This is a genomic window from Pseudomonas sp. IT-93MI4 (assembly GCF_949767635.1).
GTDB classification, from domain to species: Bacteria; Pseudomonadota; Gammaproteobacteria; order Pseudomonadales; family Pseudomonadaceae; genus Aquipseudomonas; species Aquipseudomonas putida_A.
Map to the genome: position 1 here is coordinate 60,928 of NZ_CATKPP010000010.1, position 16,234 is coordinate 77,161.

Below are 16,234 nucleotides of genomic sequence, written 5' to 3' on the forward strand. Positions count from 1 at the left end.
ACCCTTGCAATGCCTGACCAAGATGTACGCTTGCAACACCTGAAAGTTTGGCTCGATGAGCAGTTGGCAATCCTGTTTGCAGATCAGGGCTGGGGCGCCGTGCCCCCGGCCACGTTGACCGCGGCCAGCAGCGACGCGAGTTTCCGCCGGTATTTCCGTTGGGAAGGCGCGGGTCGCAGTTTCGTCGTGATGGACGCGCCACCGCCCCAGGAAAACTGCAAACCGTTCGTGGATATCGCCTTTTTGCTGGCGAAATCCGGAATTAACGTGCCGAAAATTTATGCAGAAGACCTCGAACGCGGATTTCTTTTGCTCAATGACCTGGGCAACAAGACCTATCTGGACGTAATCGACAGCGAAAATGCCGACGCTTTGTTCAGCGATGCCCTGCAGGCGCTGTTGGCTTTTCAGCAATTGCCGATGGTCGCACCGCTGCCGAGTTACGACGTGGCACTGCTGCGCCGCGAGCTGGAACTGTTCCCCGAGTGGTACGTAAAGCGCGAACTCGGCATCGAGTTCGACGCGGCACAGCAGCAACAATGGCAAGCCGTCAGCGATCTGCTGATCGACAGCGCCCTGGCCCAGCCGAAAGTGCTGGTGCACCGCGACTACATGCCGCGCAATCTGATGCTCAGCGAGCCGAATCCGGGCGTACTGGACTTTCAGGATGCGGTCTACGGCCCGGTCACCTACGACGTCACCTGCCTGTTCAAGGACGCCTTCCTCAGTTGGCCTGAAGAGCGCGTGCGTGGCTGGCTGGAAAGCTACTGGCAGCAAGCCTCGGCGCTGGACATCCCGGTGCAAGCGGATTTCGAAGACTTCCTGCGCGCCAGCGACTTGATGGGCGTACAACGCCACCTGAAAGTCATCGGCATTTTTGCGCGGATCTGCCATCGCGATGGCAAGCCGCGCTACCTGGCCGACGTGCCGCGTTTCTTCGCCTATATAGAAGCGGTGATCGCGCGCCGTCCTGAACTGGCTGACCTGCAGGCATTGCTCGCCAGTCTGCGTGGCGGAGTGAGCGCATGAAGGCGATGATTCTGGCGGCAGGCAAGGGCGAGCGCATGCGCCCGCTGACCCTGACCACCCCCAAGCCGCTGGTGCGTGCCGGCGGCGTGCCGTTGATCGAATATCACCTGCGCGCGCTGGCGGCGGCTGGTTTCAGCGAGATCGTGATCAACCATGCCTGGCTCGGTCAGCAGATCGAAGATTACCTGGGCGACGGTTCGCAGTTCGGTGTGAGCATCCAGTACTCGCCGGAAGGTGAGCCGCTGGAAACCGGCGGCGGCATTTTCCGCGCCTTGCCGTTACTCGGTGACGATGCGTTCCTGGTGGTCAACGGCGATATCTGGACCGATTACGACTTCAGCGTGCTGCATCAACCGATCAACGGTTTGGCGCATCTCGTACTGGCGGACAACCCGGCTCATCATCCGACGGGCGATTTCACCCTGACTGACGGCCGGGTACAGGATGGTCAGCAAGGCGCGCAAACCCTGACCTACAGCGGCATCGCCGTGCTCCATCCGCAGTTGTTCGATGGCTGCGCGGACGGCGCATTCAAGCTCGCACCACTGCTGCGCAAAGCCATGGCTGACGGACAGGTCAGCGGTGAGCGTCTGAAAGGTCACTGGGTGGATGTCGGTACGCATGAGCGTCTGGCCGAAGCTGAAGCATTGATAGAAGCGAGTCGTTGATATGTTGTGGCCAGGGACTCTGATTGGAGCCGGAGCGGGTTTTGCGATTGCCAGCATTCCGGGGGCCATGCTTGGGGCATTGTTGGGACAGGCGCTGGATCGGCGCCTGCACCTGCAAAGCTGGGGGCACTTGCGGGAAAAACTCGGCGGACGGCCGATGTTGCGCAACGACGAATTGCTGTTCGTGTTGCTCGGGCGTCTGGCCAAGAGTGACGGGCGAGTGACGGACGGCCATATCCAGCAGGCGCGCAATGAAATGAACGCCCTGGAAATGAGCGAACCGGCACGGCGACGGGCGATTGCTGCGTTCAATCGCGGCAAGGCCGGCGGCGACCGCCTGCGCGGTTATCTGCGCCGCCTGAGTGCTCAGCCACACGCCGCCGAGGGCGTGTTGCGCGCCTGCTGGCGGATGGTCTGGGCCGACGGTCGTGCGGGCGTCAGTGAGCGTGAATTGTTGGCGCAGTGGGGCAAGTGGCTGGGTTGGACAACCCACCAGATTCAGGCGCTGGCCAATGATTACGAGCCCAATAAACGGCCGATTGTCAGTGCCGCGGTGAGTTATCAGGAAGCGATGCGCCTGCTCGGGGTGTCGGCGACCAGCGAGCCGGCGCAGATCAAGCGCGCCTATCGCCGGCTGCTCAGTCGTCATCACCCGGACAAGATCGCCGGCAGCGGCGCGACGCCGGAGCAGGTGCGTGACGCGACCGAGAAAACCCGCGAGCTGCACAACGCGTTTACCCTGATTCGGGCGCGGCGGGATTTTCGCTGATCGTTAGAGGTGAGTTGTTGATGAGGGCCTCTTCGCGAGCAGGCTCGCTCCCACACTGATCGCATTCCTACAGATGGAATGCTTTCAAATGTGGGAGCGAGCCTGCTCGCGAATGGGGCGACTCGGTCTTCCAGTCAGTCCGTCTTCTGCGGATTCAACCAGCCACGCACCCGCCGGAACAGCTGTTCCTGCTCAGCCTTTTTATCCGGTAACGCCTTGAGCGCCACCTGGCTGAAGGTCGAAGTCTTCAAGCGCTTGCTGGCCTGCATGCGTTCCAGCGCCGCGTTGCGATCCAGCGCCTTGTCCATGTAGAAAATGTCCGCAGTCGGCAACTTCAGGGTCGGTGTCAGCTCGGCCAATTGTGGCTTGGCCTTGCTCGGCGTTTGCGCATCGACCATCACCAGTTTCTCGACCTGGGAACTCTGCCGCTCGCTGAGAAAGCGCGCTGCCCAGTACGCGCCCGTGCCGTGACCGAGGACCACGACCCGGCGTGCGCTTTGCTGCTCGGCGTAGGCGATCGCCGCATCGATCCGCGCAAAGATCCGTTCGGCATCAGCCTTGGATTGTTCTTCAGTCGTTTCGGCGACCACCTGATCCGCCACTTCCGCTTCACCGCCCGCCGCCTGTTCGATCGGTTGCGCAGTGGTGGAATCCTTGCTGCCACTTTCCGGGGCTTTCGGCGCGGCGGCGGGCGCAATCACCCGCGGTGCAATGACATCGCTTTGCAGATCCGGCAGGGTGATACTCAGGCTGCTCCACTCGACATCGGGCAATTTGCTGCGCAGTGGGCCGATCACTTGCGGCCAGTCAGCGGTTTCGCCGGCGCCGGGGACGATAATCACCGCACCTTTGGGCTCGGCAGTGTTGGCCGGTTTCCACAGGGCGAGGAAAGTATCGGCGCCGGCCTGCAATTGCTGCTGTTCTTGTGCCGGGACTTTGCGTTCCAGTGCTGCGGCTTCTTCCTGACTACGCTCAAGCAGTGGCTGGCGTTCGGCCGGTTTTTCGGCGGCCGGTTGCTCGGCGGTGGAGGCGGGCGCCGGATCGGCGGCTTCGACGGAAAACGCACAAGGCAGGATCAGCGACAGGCACAATGCTGGCATTGCCAGGCGGTAGACAGAGGGCATCGGTTATTCCAGGCCAGAAAAGTATCCCGGCAGCCTAATGGGTTGGTCAGAATTTGTCAGTGCAAGAGACTTCAATGATGCGTTTTTGCTGCCTGTGGGTTATCGGCTGGTTGTGTTTTCCCTTGATGGGCTGGGCGGCGTCTGCGCCGGCGGCGCATGCAGCGCTGTTGACGCCCGGCGAGCAGCAATGGCTGGCGCAGCACCGTGAGCTGCGTGTTGGCCTGGTATTGCAGGCGCCGTACGCGCAATACGACCGGCGCTTGCAGCGACTGTCCGGGGCCAATGTCGAATTGATGAAGGCGCTGGCCAAGACGCTGAACGTCGAGCTGAGCTGGCGCAATTTTCAGGACTTGGCGCAACTGGAAGACGCCGCCCGCGAAGGCGAAATCGACATCGCCCCGGGCCTGACCCAGACCCCGGGTGCGCTGCGCCTGTGGCTGTTTTCCGATCCTTACATGCGTGTGCCGCAACTGGTGGTCAGCGACCAGAAGAGCGGCGGCGTGGTCGAGCTGGAAAAGCTTGACAGCCTGTCCCGCGTCGCGGTGCGCATGCCCAGCGTCACCGCCGATTATTTGCGCAGCAATTATCCGCACCTGAATCTGCAAGGCGTGCCGCTGGAGCGTCAGGCGCTGCAACTGTTGTTGACTCAACAAGCGTCCTACGCCGTGATAGATGAAGCGCAACTCGGGCGGTTGTCCGCCGAACCTGAGTTCGCCGGGTTGGTGGTGGTCGGCGATATCGGCTTGCCGCAGCTGTTGCGGGTTGCCACGCGGCGCGACTGGCCGCAATTGGCCGGGATCATCGAAAGCGCCTTGCGAGCGATCCCGGCCAAGGATCTGGAGCGCCTGCACAGCCAATGGCTGCAACCCAAGTACCCACGGCTGACGGAATCGCCGGGGTTCTGGCAGAACCTCAGCCTGTTGTTTGCGGTGTTGTTGCTCAGTTGCCTGGCCATCGTGGTCTGGCAACGACGCCAGCAACACAGCCTCGAACAGCGTCTGCTGGCTGCACGTGAAGACATCGCCCTGCGCGCGGCCAGCGAAGAAGCCTTGCGCCTGACCCAGTTTTCCATCGATCAAAGCACCGTCGGCATTCTCTGGGTCAACTGGGACAGCCATGTGCGCTACGCCAACCGCGCGGCGGAACACATGCTCGGTTATCCACAGGGCGCGCTGATCGAGCGGCCGCTGATCGACTTCGAACCCGGCCTGCACATGGATCGCTGGCTCAACCTGTGGAAACGCGCGCGGGCCAGTGAAGAAGGGCCGCTGAGCTTTGAAACCAGTTGCGTGCGCGCCGATGGCAGCATCCTGCCGGCGGACGTCTCGCTGAGTTTTCTGCGTTTTCGCGACAGCGAGTATCTGGTGGTTTATCTCACCGACGTCACCGAGCGCCGCCGCGCCCTGGCCGCGTTGCAGGAAAGTGAAGCGCGCCTGCAAGGCATCGCCGCCAACGTACCGGGGCTGGTGTTTCGCCTGGAGCGGGCGCCGGTGACCGGGCAGATCGATTTCGCCTACATCAGCGAGGGCAGCGAGAGTCTGGTCGGCTATGCGCCGGCCGCCATCGCCCATCGCGACATGGGCTTGCGCAGTCTGGTGCACCCGGACGACAGGGCCAGTTACCACCAGACCCAGGATCAAGCGCTGGACACTGACAGTGACTGGTCGTGGCAGGGTCGCATCCTCACCCGTCAGGGCGAGCAGCGCTGGGCCGAGATCAAGGCAATCACCCGACAGCTGGAGGATGGCGCCTATGTCTGGGACGGCATCGTCTGGGACATCAGCGAAAGCAAACGTATCGAGCTGGAGCTCGCCGCCTCCCGTGAGCAACTGCGCGAATTGTCGGCGCACCTGGAAAGCGTGCGCGAAGAAGAGAAGGCGCGGATCGCCCGGGAAGTGCACGATGAACTGGGGCAGATGCTCACGGTGCTGAAACTGGAAACCTCGATGTGCGAACTGGCCTATGCGCAGCTCGACCCGGGGCTGCACGAGCGCTTGAACAGCATGAAGCGCCTGATCGCCCAGTTGTTCCAACTGGTGCGTGATGTGGCGACGGCGTTGCGCCCGCCGATTCTCGATGCCGGGATTGCTTCAGCGATCGAGTGGCAGGCGCGGCGCTTCGAGGCGCGTACGCAGATTCCGTGTCTGGTGCAGGTGCCGGACAATCTGCCGGCGCTCAGCGATGCCAAGGCGATCGGGCTGTTCCGAATCCTGCAGGAGGCGCTGACCAACGTCATGCGCCATGCTCAGGCGCATACTGTGGAGCTGACACTGGCGCTGGAAGGCGACGAGTTGTGTCTGACGGTCAGCGACGATGGCGTAGGCTTTGTCGCTGCGGCGGATCGGCCGACGTCCTTTGGTTTGGTCGGTATGCGCGAGCGGGTGCTGATCATGGGCGGACGCTTGTTGCTTGAGAGTGAGCCGGGGGAGGGCACCAGTCTGAATGTGTGGGTGCCGGTGAGTGAGGTTTGAAGGTTTGTGGTGTTTGAGCTGACGCTATCGCGAGCAGGCTCGCTCCCACATTGGAATGCTCTTCCCTGTGGGAGCGAGCCTGCTCGCGAATGACCTTGGCGCTGAATAAGAATAATGGAGAACAACGTGATCCGTGTATTGGTAGCCGAAGACCACACCATCGTCCGTGAAGGCATCAAGCAATTGATCGGCCTGGCCAAGGATCTGCAAGTGGTGGGGGAGGCGAGCAATGGCGAACAGTTGCTCGAAACCCTACGCAGCGTGCCGTGTGAAGTGGTGTTGCTGGACATCTCGATGCCTGGCGTCAATGGGTTGGAGGCGATCCCGCGGATTCGCGCGCTGAACAATCCACCCGCGATTCTGGTGCTGTCGATGCACGACGAGGCGCAAATGGCCGCCCGTGCGCTGAAGGTCGGCGCCGCCGGCTATGCGACCAAGGACAGCGATCCGGCATTGTTGTTGACGGCGATTCGCAAAGTGGCGGCCGGCGGACGCTACATCGACCCGGAACTGGCCGACCGCATGGTCTTCGAAGTCGGCCTGACCGACACGCGTCCGTTGCATTCGCTGCTGTCCGAGCGTGAGTTCTCGGTGTTCGAACGCCTGGCCCAGGGCGCCAACGTCAACGACATCGCCCAGCAACTGGCGCTGAGCAGCAAGACCATCAGCACCCACAAGGCGCGACTGATGCAGAAGCTCAATATCACCTCGCTGGCCGAACTGGTGAAATACGCGATGGAACACAAACTCCTCTAAAGATTACCGCAATCAAAATTGTGGGAGCGGGCTTGCTCGCGAATGCGGTGGGTCATCCACTCATTCATTGACTGACACACCGCATTCGCGAGCAAGCCCGCTCCCACAGGGAATCTCAATCTGGCCTGCCATTGCGGGCATATCCATTAGCGACAGGCGCTTTTGCCTGTTCTTGCGGCTCGCAGCATGGCGCTCGTCGCTCGCTTGCCAAAACGCGCCATCCTTGTAGGGCAATCCCTACCCCCAACCTTCCATCCGGCTGAGGCGATTCTCTCCTGCGCCCCGATTTGCGTGGCTGGCGCCAGCCACTAGGCTTAATCCACAGCAGTTACCAATAACAAAGGTGTGGGTATGAGCCAGGTCGATTCAAACGCAGGGGCCAGTGACGTGCTGGTCAGCTTTCGTGGAGTGCAGAAGAGCTACGACGGCGAGAACCTGATCGTCAAAGACCTCAACCTGGACATTCGCAAAGGCGAGTTCCTGACTCTGCTCGGACCGTCCGGCTCGGGCAAGACCACCAGCCTGATGATGCTCGCCGGGTTCGAAACCCCGACCGCCGGCGAAATCCTCCTGGCCGGCCGTGCAATCAACAACGTGCCGCCGCACAAGCGCGACATCGGCATGGTGTTCCAGAACTACGCGCTGTTCCCGCACATGACCGTGGCCGAGAATCTGGCCTTCCCGCTGACCGTACGTGGCCTGAACAAGAGCGACGTCAGCGACAAGGTCAAGAAAGTCCTGAGCATGGTCCAGCTCGACGCCTTCGCTTCGCGTTATCCGGCACAACTCTCCGGCGGTCAGCAGCAGCGTGTAGCGCTGGCCCGGGCGCTGGTGTTCGAACCGCAACTGGTGCTGATGGACGAACCGCTGGGCGCACTCGACAAGCAACTGCGCGAACACATGCAGATGGAGATCAAACACCTGCACCAGCGCCTCGGCGTGACCGTGGTCTATGTGACCCACGACCAGGGTGAAGCCTTGACCATGTCCGACCGCGTCGCCGTGTTTCATCAGGGCGAGATCCAGCAGATCGCGCCACCGCGCACGCTCTACGAAGAACCGAAAAACACCTTCGTCGCTAACTTCATCGGCGAGAACAACCGTCTCAACGGCCGTCTGCTCAGCCAGAGCGGCGAGCGTTGCGTGGTCGAGTTGGGTCGAGGCGAAAAGGTCGAGGCGCTGGCGGTCAACGTCGGCCAGACCGGCGAACCGGTAACCCTGTCGATCCGCCCGGAGCGTGTCAGCCTCAACGGTTCGAGCGACCAATGCGTCAACCGCTTCTCAGGGAGGGTGGCGGAATTCATCTATCTGGGCGACCACGTCCGGGTGCGCCTGGAAGTCTGCGGCAAGACCGACTTCTTCGTGAAACAGCCGATTGCCGAGCTCGATCCAGCGCTCGCGGTCGGCGACGTGGTTCCGCTTGGCTGGCAGGTCGAGCACGTTCGCGCGCTTGATCCTCTTCTAGAGGTGCACTAAGCGCCCCGGCAATACCAACACCAACCCTGCACGTGGAGAGAACAATAAATGTTGAGATCCCTGAAGTTCACCGCCCTGACTCTGGGCCTGATGGGTGCGACCGGCGCAATGGCCGCCGGCCCGGACTTGACCGTGGTGTCGTTTGGCGGGGCGAACAAGGCGGCGCAAGTCAAAGCCTTCTACGCACCGTGGGAAGCGGCGGGCAACGGCAAGATCGTTGCCGGTGAGTACAACGGCGAAATGGCCAAGGTCAAAGCCATGGTCGACACCAAGAGCGTGTCGTGGGATCTGGTGGAAGTTGAATCGCCAGAGCTGTCCCGTGGTTGCGATGAAGACATGTTCGAACAGCTCGACCCGGCGCTGTTCGGCAAGACTGAAGACTACGTCAAAGGCGCGATTCAGCCATGCGGCGTGGGCTTCTTCGTCTGGTCGACCGTGCTCGCGTACAACGCCGACAAGCTGAAAACCGCGCCAACCAGTTGGGCCGATTTCTGGGACACCAAGAAATTCCCGGGCAAGCGTGGCCTGCGCAAAGGCGCCAAGTACACTCTGGAATTCGCGCTGATGGCCGACGGTGTTGCACCGAAGGACGTTTATAAAGAGCTGGCGAGCAAGGGAGGGCAGGATCGCGCGTTCAAGAAACTCGATGAACTCAAGCCGAGCATTCAGTGGTGGGAAGCCGGCGCGCAACCACCGCAATACCTTGCTTCCGGTGACGTGGTCATGAGCTCGGCCTACAACGGTCGCATCGCCGCCGTGCAGAAAGAATCCAACCTGAAAGTGGTGTGGAACGGCGGCATCTACGACTTCGATGCGTGGGCCATCCCGAAAGGTCTGGACGCCAAGCGCGCCGAAGCGGCGAAGAAATTCATCGCCTACTCGGTTCAGCCGCAGCAACAGAAGACCTACTCGGAAAACATCGCCTACGGCCCGGCCAACACCCAAGCCGTACCGCTGCTGAGCAAGGACGTGCTGAAAGACATGCCGACCACCCCGGAAAACATCGCCAACCAGGTGCAGATCGACGTCAGCTTCTGGGCTGACAACGGCGAGCAACTGGAGCAGCGCTTCAATTCCTGGGCTGCGAAATAAGCAAGGCCTGGTGATGGTGGGCTTGCCTACCCCTGTGGGAGCGAGCCTGCTCGCGAAAGCGGTAGATCAACCAGCATAGATGTTGAATGTGCTGGCCTCTTCGCGAGCAGGCTCGCTCCCACAGGTAGCTGTGTTTCAACACAACAGAGGTGGTTCGCCACCTCTGTAACGATCAAAGATTTGCGGAGTACGTCATGGCCATCGCCGTTCCCCTGAACGAGGGCGCCAGCCCCACCTTGAAGCAGAAGCTCAAGCGCGCCGAGCGGGTCAACCGCTGGAAGGCCCAGGCGTTGATTGCGCCGCTGGTGCTGTTTCTGTTGCTGGTGTTTCTGGTACCGATCGTGGCGCTGCTCTACAAAAGCGTCGGCAACCCGGAAGTGGTCGGCGGCATGCCGCGCACCGTGGCGGCCATCGCCAGTTGGGACGGCCGTGGCCTGCCCGCTGAACCGGTGTACAAAGCGGCCGGCGAAGATCTCGCCGAAGCCCGCAAAAACCAGACGCTGGGCGATCTGTCCAAGCGCTTGAACATGGAGTTGGCCGGCTATCGCAGCCTGCTGACCAAAACCGCCCGGGCGCTGCCCTTCGCCAGCGAACCGGCCTCCTATAAAGAAGCCCTCGAAGCGCTCGATGAGCGTTGGGGCGATCCGGCCTACTGGCAAGCGGTCAAACGCAACACCAGCAGCATCACGCCTTACTACCTGCTGGCGGCGGTGGATCACCGTATCGACGATCTCGGCGAACTGGCCCCGGCCACCCCGGATCAGGCGATCTACCTCGACATCTTCGCCCGCACGTTCTGGATGGGCCTGATCATCACCGTGATCTGCCTGTTTCTCGCCTATCCCCTGGCTTATCTGCTGGCGAACCTGCCCTCGCGGCAGAGCAACCTGCTGATGATTCTGGTGCTGCTGCCGTTCTGGACCTCGATTCTGGTGCGGGTCGCGGCGTGGATCGTGTTGCTGCAATCGGGTGGACTGATCAACAGCGCACTGATGGCGATGGGCATCATCGATAAGCCGCTGGAGCTGGTGTTCAACCGCACCGGGGTCTACATCTCGATGGTGCACATCCTGCTGCCGTTCATGATTCTGCCGATCTACAGCGTGATGAAAGGCATCTCGCCAACCTACATGCGCGCCGCCATCTCGCTGGGCTGCCATCCGTTCGCCAGTTTCTGGCGGGTGTATTTCCCGCAGACTTATGCCGGCGTCGGTGCCGGTTGCCTGTTGGTGTTCATCCTCGCCATCGGTTACTACATCACCCCGGCGCTGCTCGGCAGCCCGAACGATCAGATGGTCAGCTACTTCGTCGCGTTCTACACCAACACCAGCATCAACTGGGGCATGGCCACTGCGCTGGGCGGCTTGTTGCTGCTGGCGACCGTGGTGCTTTATCTGATCTACAGCTGGCTGGTGGGCGCCAGTCGCCTGCGCCTGAGCTAAGGGGAATTTGAAATGCTGAGTCCTTACATGTCGCCCATCGAACGGGTGTGGTTCTACAGCTTGCGGATCCTCTGCGGCCTGATCCTGCTGTTCCTGATTCTGCCGGTACTGGTCATCGTGCCGCTGTCGTTCAACTCGGGCAGTTTCCTGGTGTATCCGCTGCAGGGCTTTTCGCTGCAGTGGTATCACGACTTCTTCGCTTCGGCAGAGTGGATGCGCGCGCTGAAGAACAGCATCATCGTCGCCCCGGCGGCCACGGTACTGGCGATGGTCTTCGGCACGCTGGCGGCGATCGGCCTGACCCGTGGCGACTTCCCCGGCAAATCCCTGGTGATGGCGCTGGTGATTTCGCCGATGGTGGTGCCGGTGGTGATCATTGGTGTGGCGAGTTATCTGTTCTTCGCGCCGCTGGGGCTGGGCAACAGCTTCTTCTCGTTGATCGTGGTGCACGCGGTGCTCGGTGTGCCGTTCGTGATCATCACCGTGTCGGCGACGTTGCAGGGGTTCAACCACAATCTGGTGCGGGCGGCGGCCAGCCTTGGCGCTTCGCCATTGACCACGTTCCGTCGGGTGACCCTGCCGCTGATTGCGCCGGGGGTGATTTCCGGGGCGTTGTTCGCCTTTGCCACTTCGTTCGATGAAGTGGTGGTGACGCTGTTCCTCGCCGGCCCCGAGCAAGCGACCTTGCCACGGCAGATGTTCAGCGGCATTCGCGAGAACCTCAGTCCGACGATAGCGGCGGCGGCAACCTTGCTGATCGCCTTCTCTGTCATCCTGCTGTTAACCCTTGAATGGCTGCGCGGTCGTAGCGAGAAACTGCGTACCGCGCAGGTCTGACGCCCAGATCAAAAGCCACCCCTCACCCCAGCCCTCTCCCCCAAGGGGGCGAGGGGGAAAGGGAGCAGATCTTCATGCTGTTCAGAATCTGAGTTCGACTCGGTATTGCACGTCGATGGACTTCGAGAGTGCAGCTCGGTCAGTCCCCTCTCCCTCCGGGAGAGGGTTAGGGTGAGGGGCTTTTGCTCTTGATTATTCACCAACTGAATACCAGACAACCCCAAACCCTCAGCTACGCTTGTGCTCAGCTCCCACATCTATAAGAGGCTGCGCACGATGAGTCTGTCCCAGTTCAAAATCGCTCACAAACTGATCACCGGCGCCGGGGCCATCGAGCAACTGGCCGCCGAACTCACCCGCCTCGATATCGACAACCCGCTGATCGTCACCGACGCCGCGCTGGTCAAGTCCGGCACCGTGGAGCTGGCGCTGTGCCAATTGGGCGGGCGCGAGTACGAGATTTTTGATCGGGTGCTGCCGGACCCGGAAATCGCCATCGTCGAAGATTGCATGCGCGTGTATCGCGAGGGCGGGCATGACGGCTTGATCGGTCTCGGTGGCGGCAGTGCCATCGACATCGCCAAGAGTGTCGCCGCGTATGCCGGATACCACGGCGCGCTGGAAGACCTGTTCGGCGTCGATCAGGTGCCGCGCAAAGGCCCGCCGCTGATCGCCATCCCGACCACCGCCGGCACCGGCTCGGAAGTGACCAACGTCGCCATCCTCTCCGACAAGGTCGCGCAACTGAAGAAAGGCATCGTCAGCGATTATCTGTTGCCGGACGTGGCGCTGGTCAGTCCGCAAATGACCCTGACCTGCCCGCGCAGCGTCACTGCCGCCAGTGGCGTCGATGCGCTGGTGCATGCCATTGAATCCTATCTGTCGGTCAACGCTTCGCCGATCACCGATTCGCTGGCGCTCGGCGCAATCAGGTTGATTGCCAGGTCGCTGCCCAAGGCCTACGCCAATGGCTGCAATCTGCAGGCCCGGGAAGACATGGCCACCGCCAGCCTGATGGCGGGCATGGCGTTTGGTAATGCCGGGGTCGGCGCGGTGCATGCGTTGGCTTATCCGTTGGGCGGGCGCTTCAACATCGCCCATGGCGTCAGTAACGCGTTGTTGCTGCCGTATGTCATGACCTGGAACAAGATGGCCTGCGTCGAGCGCATGCAGGATATCGCCGAAGCCATGGGGGTGAAGACCGTTCATCTGAGCGTCACCGAGGCGGCGGACAAAGCCGTACAGGCGATGACCGACCTGTGCGCTGCGGTGGAAATTCCGGTCGGGCTGCGCAGTTTCGGTGTGCCGGAAGAGGCGATCCCGGCCATGGCCATGGAGGCCGCGGGAATCGAGCGTTTGATGCGCAACAACCCGCGCAAGCTCAGCGCTGCGGATATCGAGAAGATCTACCGAGCGGCGTACTGATCATCGCGGTCACGGTGCGCGCACGGAAACTTGAGGTATACAATGCGCGCCATCGTGATTTAGCTCAGAAAAGGTGCGTCATGCAGCCCTTCGTAATTGCTCCGTCGATTCTCTCCGCCGACTTCGCCCGCCTCGGCGAAGAAGTGGACAACGTTCTGGCCGCCGGTGCCGACTTCGTCCACTTCGATGTCATGGATAACCACTATGTGCCGAACCTGACCATTGGTCCGATGGTTTGCGCGGCATTGCGCAAGTACGGCATCACCGCGCCGATCGACGCGCACCTGATGGTCAGCCCGGTGGATCGCATCGTTGGCGACTTTATCGAGGCCGGCGCGACCTACATCACTTTCCACCCGGAAGCCACGCTGCACGTCGATCGTTCGCTGCAACTGATCCGTGAAGGCGGCTGCAAATCCGGCCTGGTGTTCAACCCGGCGACCCCGCTGGACGTGCTCAAGTACGTGATTGACAAGGTCGACATGGTCTTGCTGATGAGCGTCAACCCGGGCTTCGGCGGGCAGAAGTTCATTCCTGGCACCCTCGACAAACTGCGCGAAGCGCGGGCGATCATCGATGCCTCGGGCCGCGACATTCGTCTGGAAATCGACGGCGGGGTCAACGTCAACAATATCCGTGAAATCGCGGCCGCTGGCGCTGACACCTTTGTGGCCGGTTCGGCGATCTTCAATGCACCGAACTATCAGGAAGTCATCGACAAGATGCGTTCCGAACTGGCGCTGGCGCGCCCATGAGCGGTTTTGAGCAGCTGTTCCCGGGGCAACTGCCACGGTTGGTGATGTTCGATCTGGATGGCACGTTGATCGACTCGGTTCCCGACCTGGCGGCGGCGGTGGACACCATGCTGCTCTCCCTCGGCCGCAAGCCTGCCGGCATCGAGGCGGTGCGCGAGTGGGTCGGCAATGGCGCACCTGTGCTGGTGCGCCGGGCGCTGGCCGGTGGCATCGATCATTCGGCGGTGGATGACGTCGAGGCCGAGCACGCGCTGGAAGTATTCATGGAAGCCTATGGCGCGAGCCACGAGTTGACCGTGGTCTATCCCGGCGTACGCGACACTCTCAAATGGCTGCACAAACAGGGCGTGGCCATGGCATTGATCACCAACAAGCCGGAGCGTTTTGTCGCGCCGCTGCTGGATCAGATGAAGATCGGCCGCTACTTCAAGTGGATCATCGGCGGCGACACCCTGCCGCAAAAGAAGCCTGACCCGGCCGCGCTGTTCTTCGTGATGAAAATGGCCAACATCCCGGCCTCGCAATCGCTGTTCGTCGGCGATTCGCGCAGCGACGTGCTGGCGGCGAAAGCGGCGGGGGTCAAGTGCGTGGCGCTGAGCTACGGCTACAACCACGGTCGACCGATTGCCGAGGAATCCCCGGCACTGGTGATCGACGATCTGCGCATGCTAATTCCCGGTTGCCTCGGTACAGCCGCTGAGATAACGTTGCCCGACGCTGCTCAATCCCATTCTGGAAACGCCATCGTGGTGGTCACCCGCAAACTCTGGATGAAAGTCATCAAGGCCCTGGCCCGCTGGCGTTGGCGCGCCTGACTGATGCCTGGCCGGCTTGCCGGCGCGTTTGCACACCTGACTGATTTGCCCCTCACACCACGAGGCACCCCATGATCCGCGAAGAATTCCTGCGCTTGGCCGCTGACGGCTACAACCGCATTCCGTTGGCCTGCGAAACCCTGGCCGACTTCGACACCCCGCTGTCGATCTACCTGAAACTGGCCGACCAGCCAAACTCCTACCTGCTCGAATCGGTGCAGGGTGGTGAGAAATGGGGTCGTTACTCGATCATCGGCCTGCCGTGCCGCACCGTGCTGCGGGTGCACGACCATCACGTGAGCATCACCGTCGATGGCGTCGAGACCGAAAGCCATGACGTCGAAGACCCGCTGGCTTTCGTCGAAACCTTCAAGTCCCGCTACAACGTGCCGACCATCGCCGGTCTGCCGCGTTTCAATGGGGGGCTGGTCGGCTACTTCGGTTACGACTGCGTGCGCTACGTGGAGAAGCGTCTGGGCAAATGTCCGAACCCGGATCCACTGGGCGTGCCGGACATTCTGCTGATGGTTTCCGATGCGGTGGTGGTGTTCGACAACCTCGCCGGCAAGATGCACGCGATTGTCCTCGCTGACCCGGCGCAAGCCGATGCTTACGAGCAGGGGCAGGCGCAATTGCAGGCACTGCTGGAGAAACTGCGCCAGCCGATCACCCCGCGCCGTGGCCTGGATTTCAGCAAGCAACAAGCGGCTGATCCTCTGTTCCGCTCCAGTTTTACTCAGGACGATTACGAAAAAGCCGTCGACACCATCAAGGAATACATCCTTGCCGGTGACTGCATGCAAGTGGTGCCGTCGCAGCGCATGTCGATCGACTTCAAGGCTGCGCCAATCGATCTGTATCGCGCCCTGCGTTGCTTCAACCCGACGCCGTACATGTACTTCTTCAACTTCGGCGACTTCCACGTCGTCGGCAGTTCGCCGGAAGTGCTGGTGCGGGTCGAAGACAATTTGATCACCGTGCGCCCGATTGCCGGCACTCGTCCACGCGGAGCCACCGAAGAAGCGGATCTGGCGCTGGAAGAAGACCTGCTGTCGGACGACAAGGAGATTGCCGAGCACTTGATGCTGATCGATCTGGGTCGTAACGACACTGGCCGGGTTTCGGAAATCGGTTCGGTGAAGCTCACCGAGAAAATGGTCATCGAGCGTTATTCCAACGTGATGCACATCGTCTCCAACGTCACCGGCCAATTGAAGGCCGGGCTGACCGCGATGGACGCGCTGCGGGCGATTCTGCCGGCGGGCACCTTGTCTGGCGCACCGAAGATCCGCGCGATGGAAATCATCGACGAACTGGAACCGGTCAAGCGTGGCGTGTATGGCGGTGCGGTCGGTTACTTCGCCTGGAACGGTAATATGGACACCGCGATTGCGATTCGCACCGCCGTGATCAAGAACGGCGAACTGCACGTGCAGGCCGGTGGTGGCATCGTCGCCGACTCGGTGCCGGCGCTGGAGTGGGAAGAAACCCTGAACAAGCGCCGCGCGATGTTCCGCGCCGTGGCCCTGGCTGAGCAGACCCCGGAAAGCTGAGTCCACACAATCCCCCTGTGGG

14 protein-coding genes are annotated in these 16,234 nt (G+C 61.6%); 13 read left to right on the forward strand and 1 reads right to left on the reverse strand.

Annotated features, from left to right (window positions below):
• The first annotated feature begins 9 nt into the window (after window positions 1-9).
• Genes ACM6I7_RS07090 through ACM6I7_RS07100 form a run of 3 tightly spaced genes read left to right on the forward strand, consistent with a single transcriptional unit; the run spans window position 10 to window position 2,466 of the window.
• Window positions 10-1,029: an aminoglycoside phosphotransferase family protein gene (locus ACM6I7_RS07090; protein ID WP_027610722.1), complete on the forward strand. Its 1,020-nt coding sequence runs from the start codon at window positions 10-12 to the stop codon at window positions 1,027-1,029.
• The gene (gene murU / locus ACM6I7_RS07095; protein WP_027610723.1) at window positions 1,026-1,697 is read left to right on the forward strand and encodes an N-acetylmuramate alpha-1-phosphate uridylyltransferase MurU; all 672 of its coding nucleotides are present in this window, start codon (window positions 1,026-1,028) and stop codon (window positions 1,695-1,697) included. The genes ACM6I7_RS07090 and murU overlap by 4 nt, the downstream gene beginning before the upstream one ends.
• Before the next feature lies 1 nt (window position 1,698).
• Complete coding sequence (locus ACM6I7_RS07100; protein WP_103368679.1) at window positions 1,699-2,466, forward strand: TerB family tellurite resistance protein; 768 nt, start codon at window positions 1,699-1,701, stop codon at window positions 2,464-2,466.
• A 134-nt stretch (window positions 2,467-2,600) separates the two neighbouring features.
• Here ACM6I7_RS07100 and ACM6I7_RS07105 read toward each other — a convergent pair whose 3' ends face one another.
• A complete protein-coding gene (locus ACM6I7_RS07105) occupies window positions 2,601-3,590 on the reverse strand; it encodes an alpha/beta hydrolase family protein (protein WP_330207886.1) in 990 nt (329 codons plus the stop codon).
• Between the two features lie 74 nt (window positions 3,591-3,664).
• Here ACM6I7_RS07105 and ACM6I7_RS07110 point away from each other — a divergent pair, with 74 nt between their 5' ends.
• The 10 genes from ACM6I7_RS07110 to trpE all read left to right on the forward strand — a co-directional run bounded on the left by ACM6I7_RS07110 (window position 3,665) and on the right by trpE (window position 16,212).
• Entirely contained in the window at window positions 3,665-6,061 is a 2,397-nt protein-coding gene (locus ACM6I7_RS07110; protein WP_414888230.1) for a PAS domain S-box protein, read from the forward strand.
• A gap of 114 nt (window positions 6,062-6,175) precedes the next feature.
• Window positions 6,176-6,817 (forward strand): response regulator transcription factor, encoded by a 642-nt coding sequence (locus ACM6I7_RS07115; RefSeq protein WP_177325596.1) that lies wholly within the window; start codon window positions 6,176-6,178, stop codon window positions 6,815-6,817.
• Window positions 6,818-7,168: 351 nt separating this feature from the next.
• The gene (locus tag ACM6I7_RS07120; RefSeq protein ID WP_097089146.1) at window positions 7,169-8,293 is read left to right on the forward strand and encodes an ABC transporter ATP-binding protein; all 1,125 of its coding nucleotides are present in this window, start codon (window positions 7,169-7,171) and stop codon (window positions 8,291-8,293) included.
• A 48-nt stretch (window positions 8,294-8,341) separates the two neighbouring features.
• Complete coding sequence (locus tag ACM6I7_RS07125; protein WP_097089148.1) at window positions 8,342-9,385, forward strand: ABC transporter substrate-binding protein; 1,044 nt, start codon at window positions 8,342-8,344, stop codon at window positions 9,383-9,385.
• A 194-nt stretch (window positions 9,386-9,579) separates the two neighbouring features.
• Entirely contained in the window at window positions 9,580-10,827 is a 1,248-nt protein-coding gene (locus tag ACM6I7_RS07130; RefSeq protein WP_098965898.1) for an ABC transporter permease, read from the forward strand.
• Window positions 10,828-10,839: 12 nt separating this feature from the next.
• Window positions 10,840-11,664 carry an ABC transporter permease gene (locus ACM6I7_RS07135; RefSeq protein ID WP_247269629.1) on the forward strand — a complete coding sequence of 275 codons (825 nt, stop codon included), beginning with the start codon at window positions 10,840-10,842 and terminating at the stop codon, window positions 11,662-11,664.
• Window positions 11,665-11,940: 276 nt separating this feature from the next.
• Complete coding sequence (locus ACM6I7_RS07140) at window positions 11,941-13,089, forward strand: iron-containing alcohol dehydrogenase (protein ID WP_414888232.1); 1,149 nt, start codon at window positions 11,941-11,943, stop codon at window positions 13,087-13,089.
• An 80-nt stretch (window positions 13,090-13,169) separates the two neighbouring features.
• The gene (gene rpe, locus ACM6I7_RS07145) at window positions 13,170-13,844 is read left to right on the forward strand and encodes a ribulose-phosphate 3-epimerase (protein WP_003228808.1); all 675 of its coding nucleotides are present in this window, start codon (window positions 13,170-13,172) and stop codon (window positions 13,842-13,844) included.
• Window positions 13,841-14,659: a phosphoglycolate phosphatase gene (locus tag ACM6I7_RS07150; protein WP_097089151.1), complete on the forward strand. Its 819-nt coding sequence runs from the start codon at window positions 13,841-13,843 to the stop codon at window positions 14,657-14,659. Before rpe ends, ACM6I7_RS07150 begins: the two co-directional genes overlap by 4 nt.
• 71 nt (window positions 14,660-14,730) lie before the next feature.
• On the forward strand, window positions 14,731-16,212 hold the full coding sequence (trpE, locus tag ACM6I7_RS07155) for an anthranilate synthase component I (RefSeq protein ID WP_097089153.1): 1,482 nt from the start codon (window positions 14,731-14,733) through the stop codon (window positions 16,210-16,212).
• Window positions 16,213-16,234 lie beyond the last annotated feature (22 nt).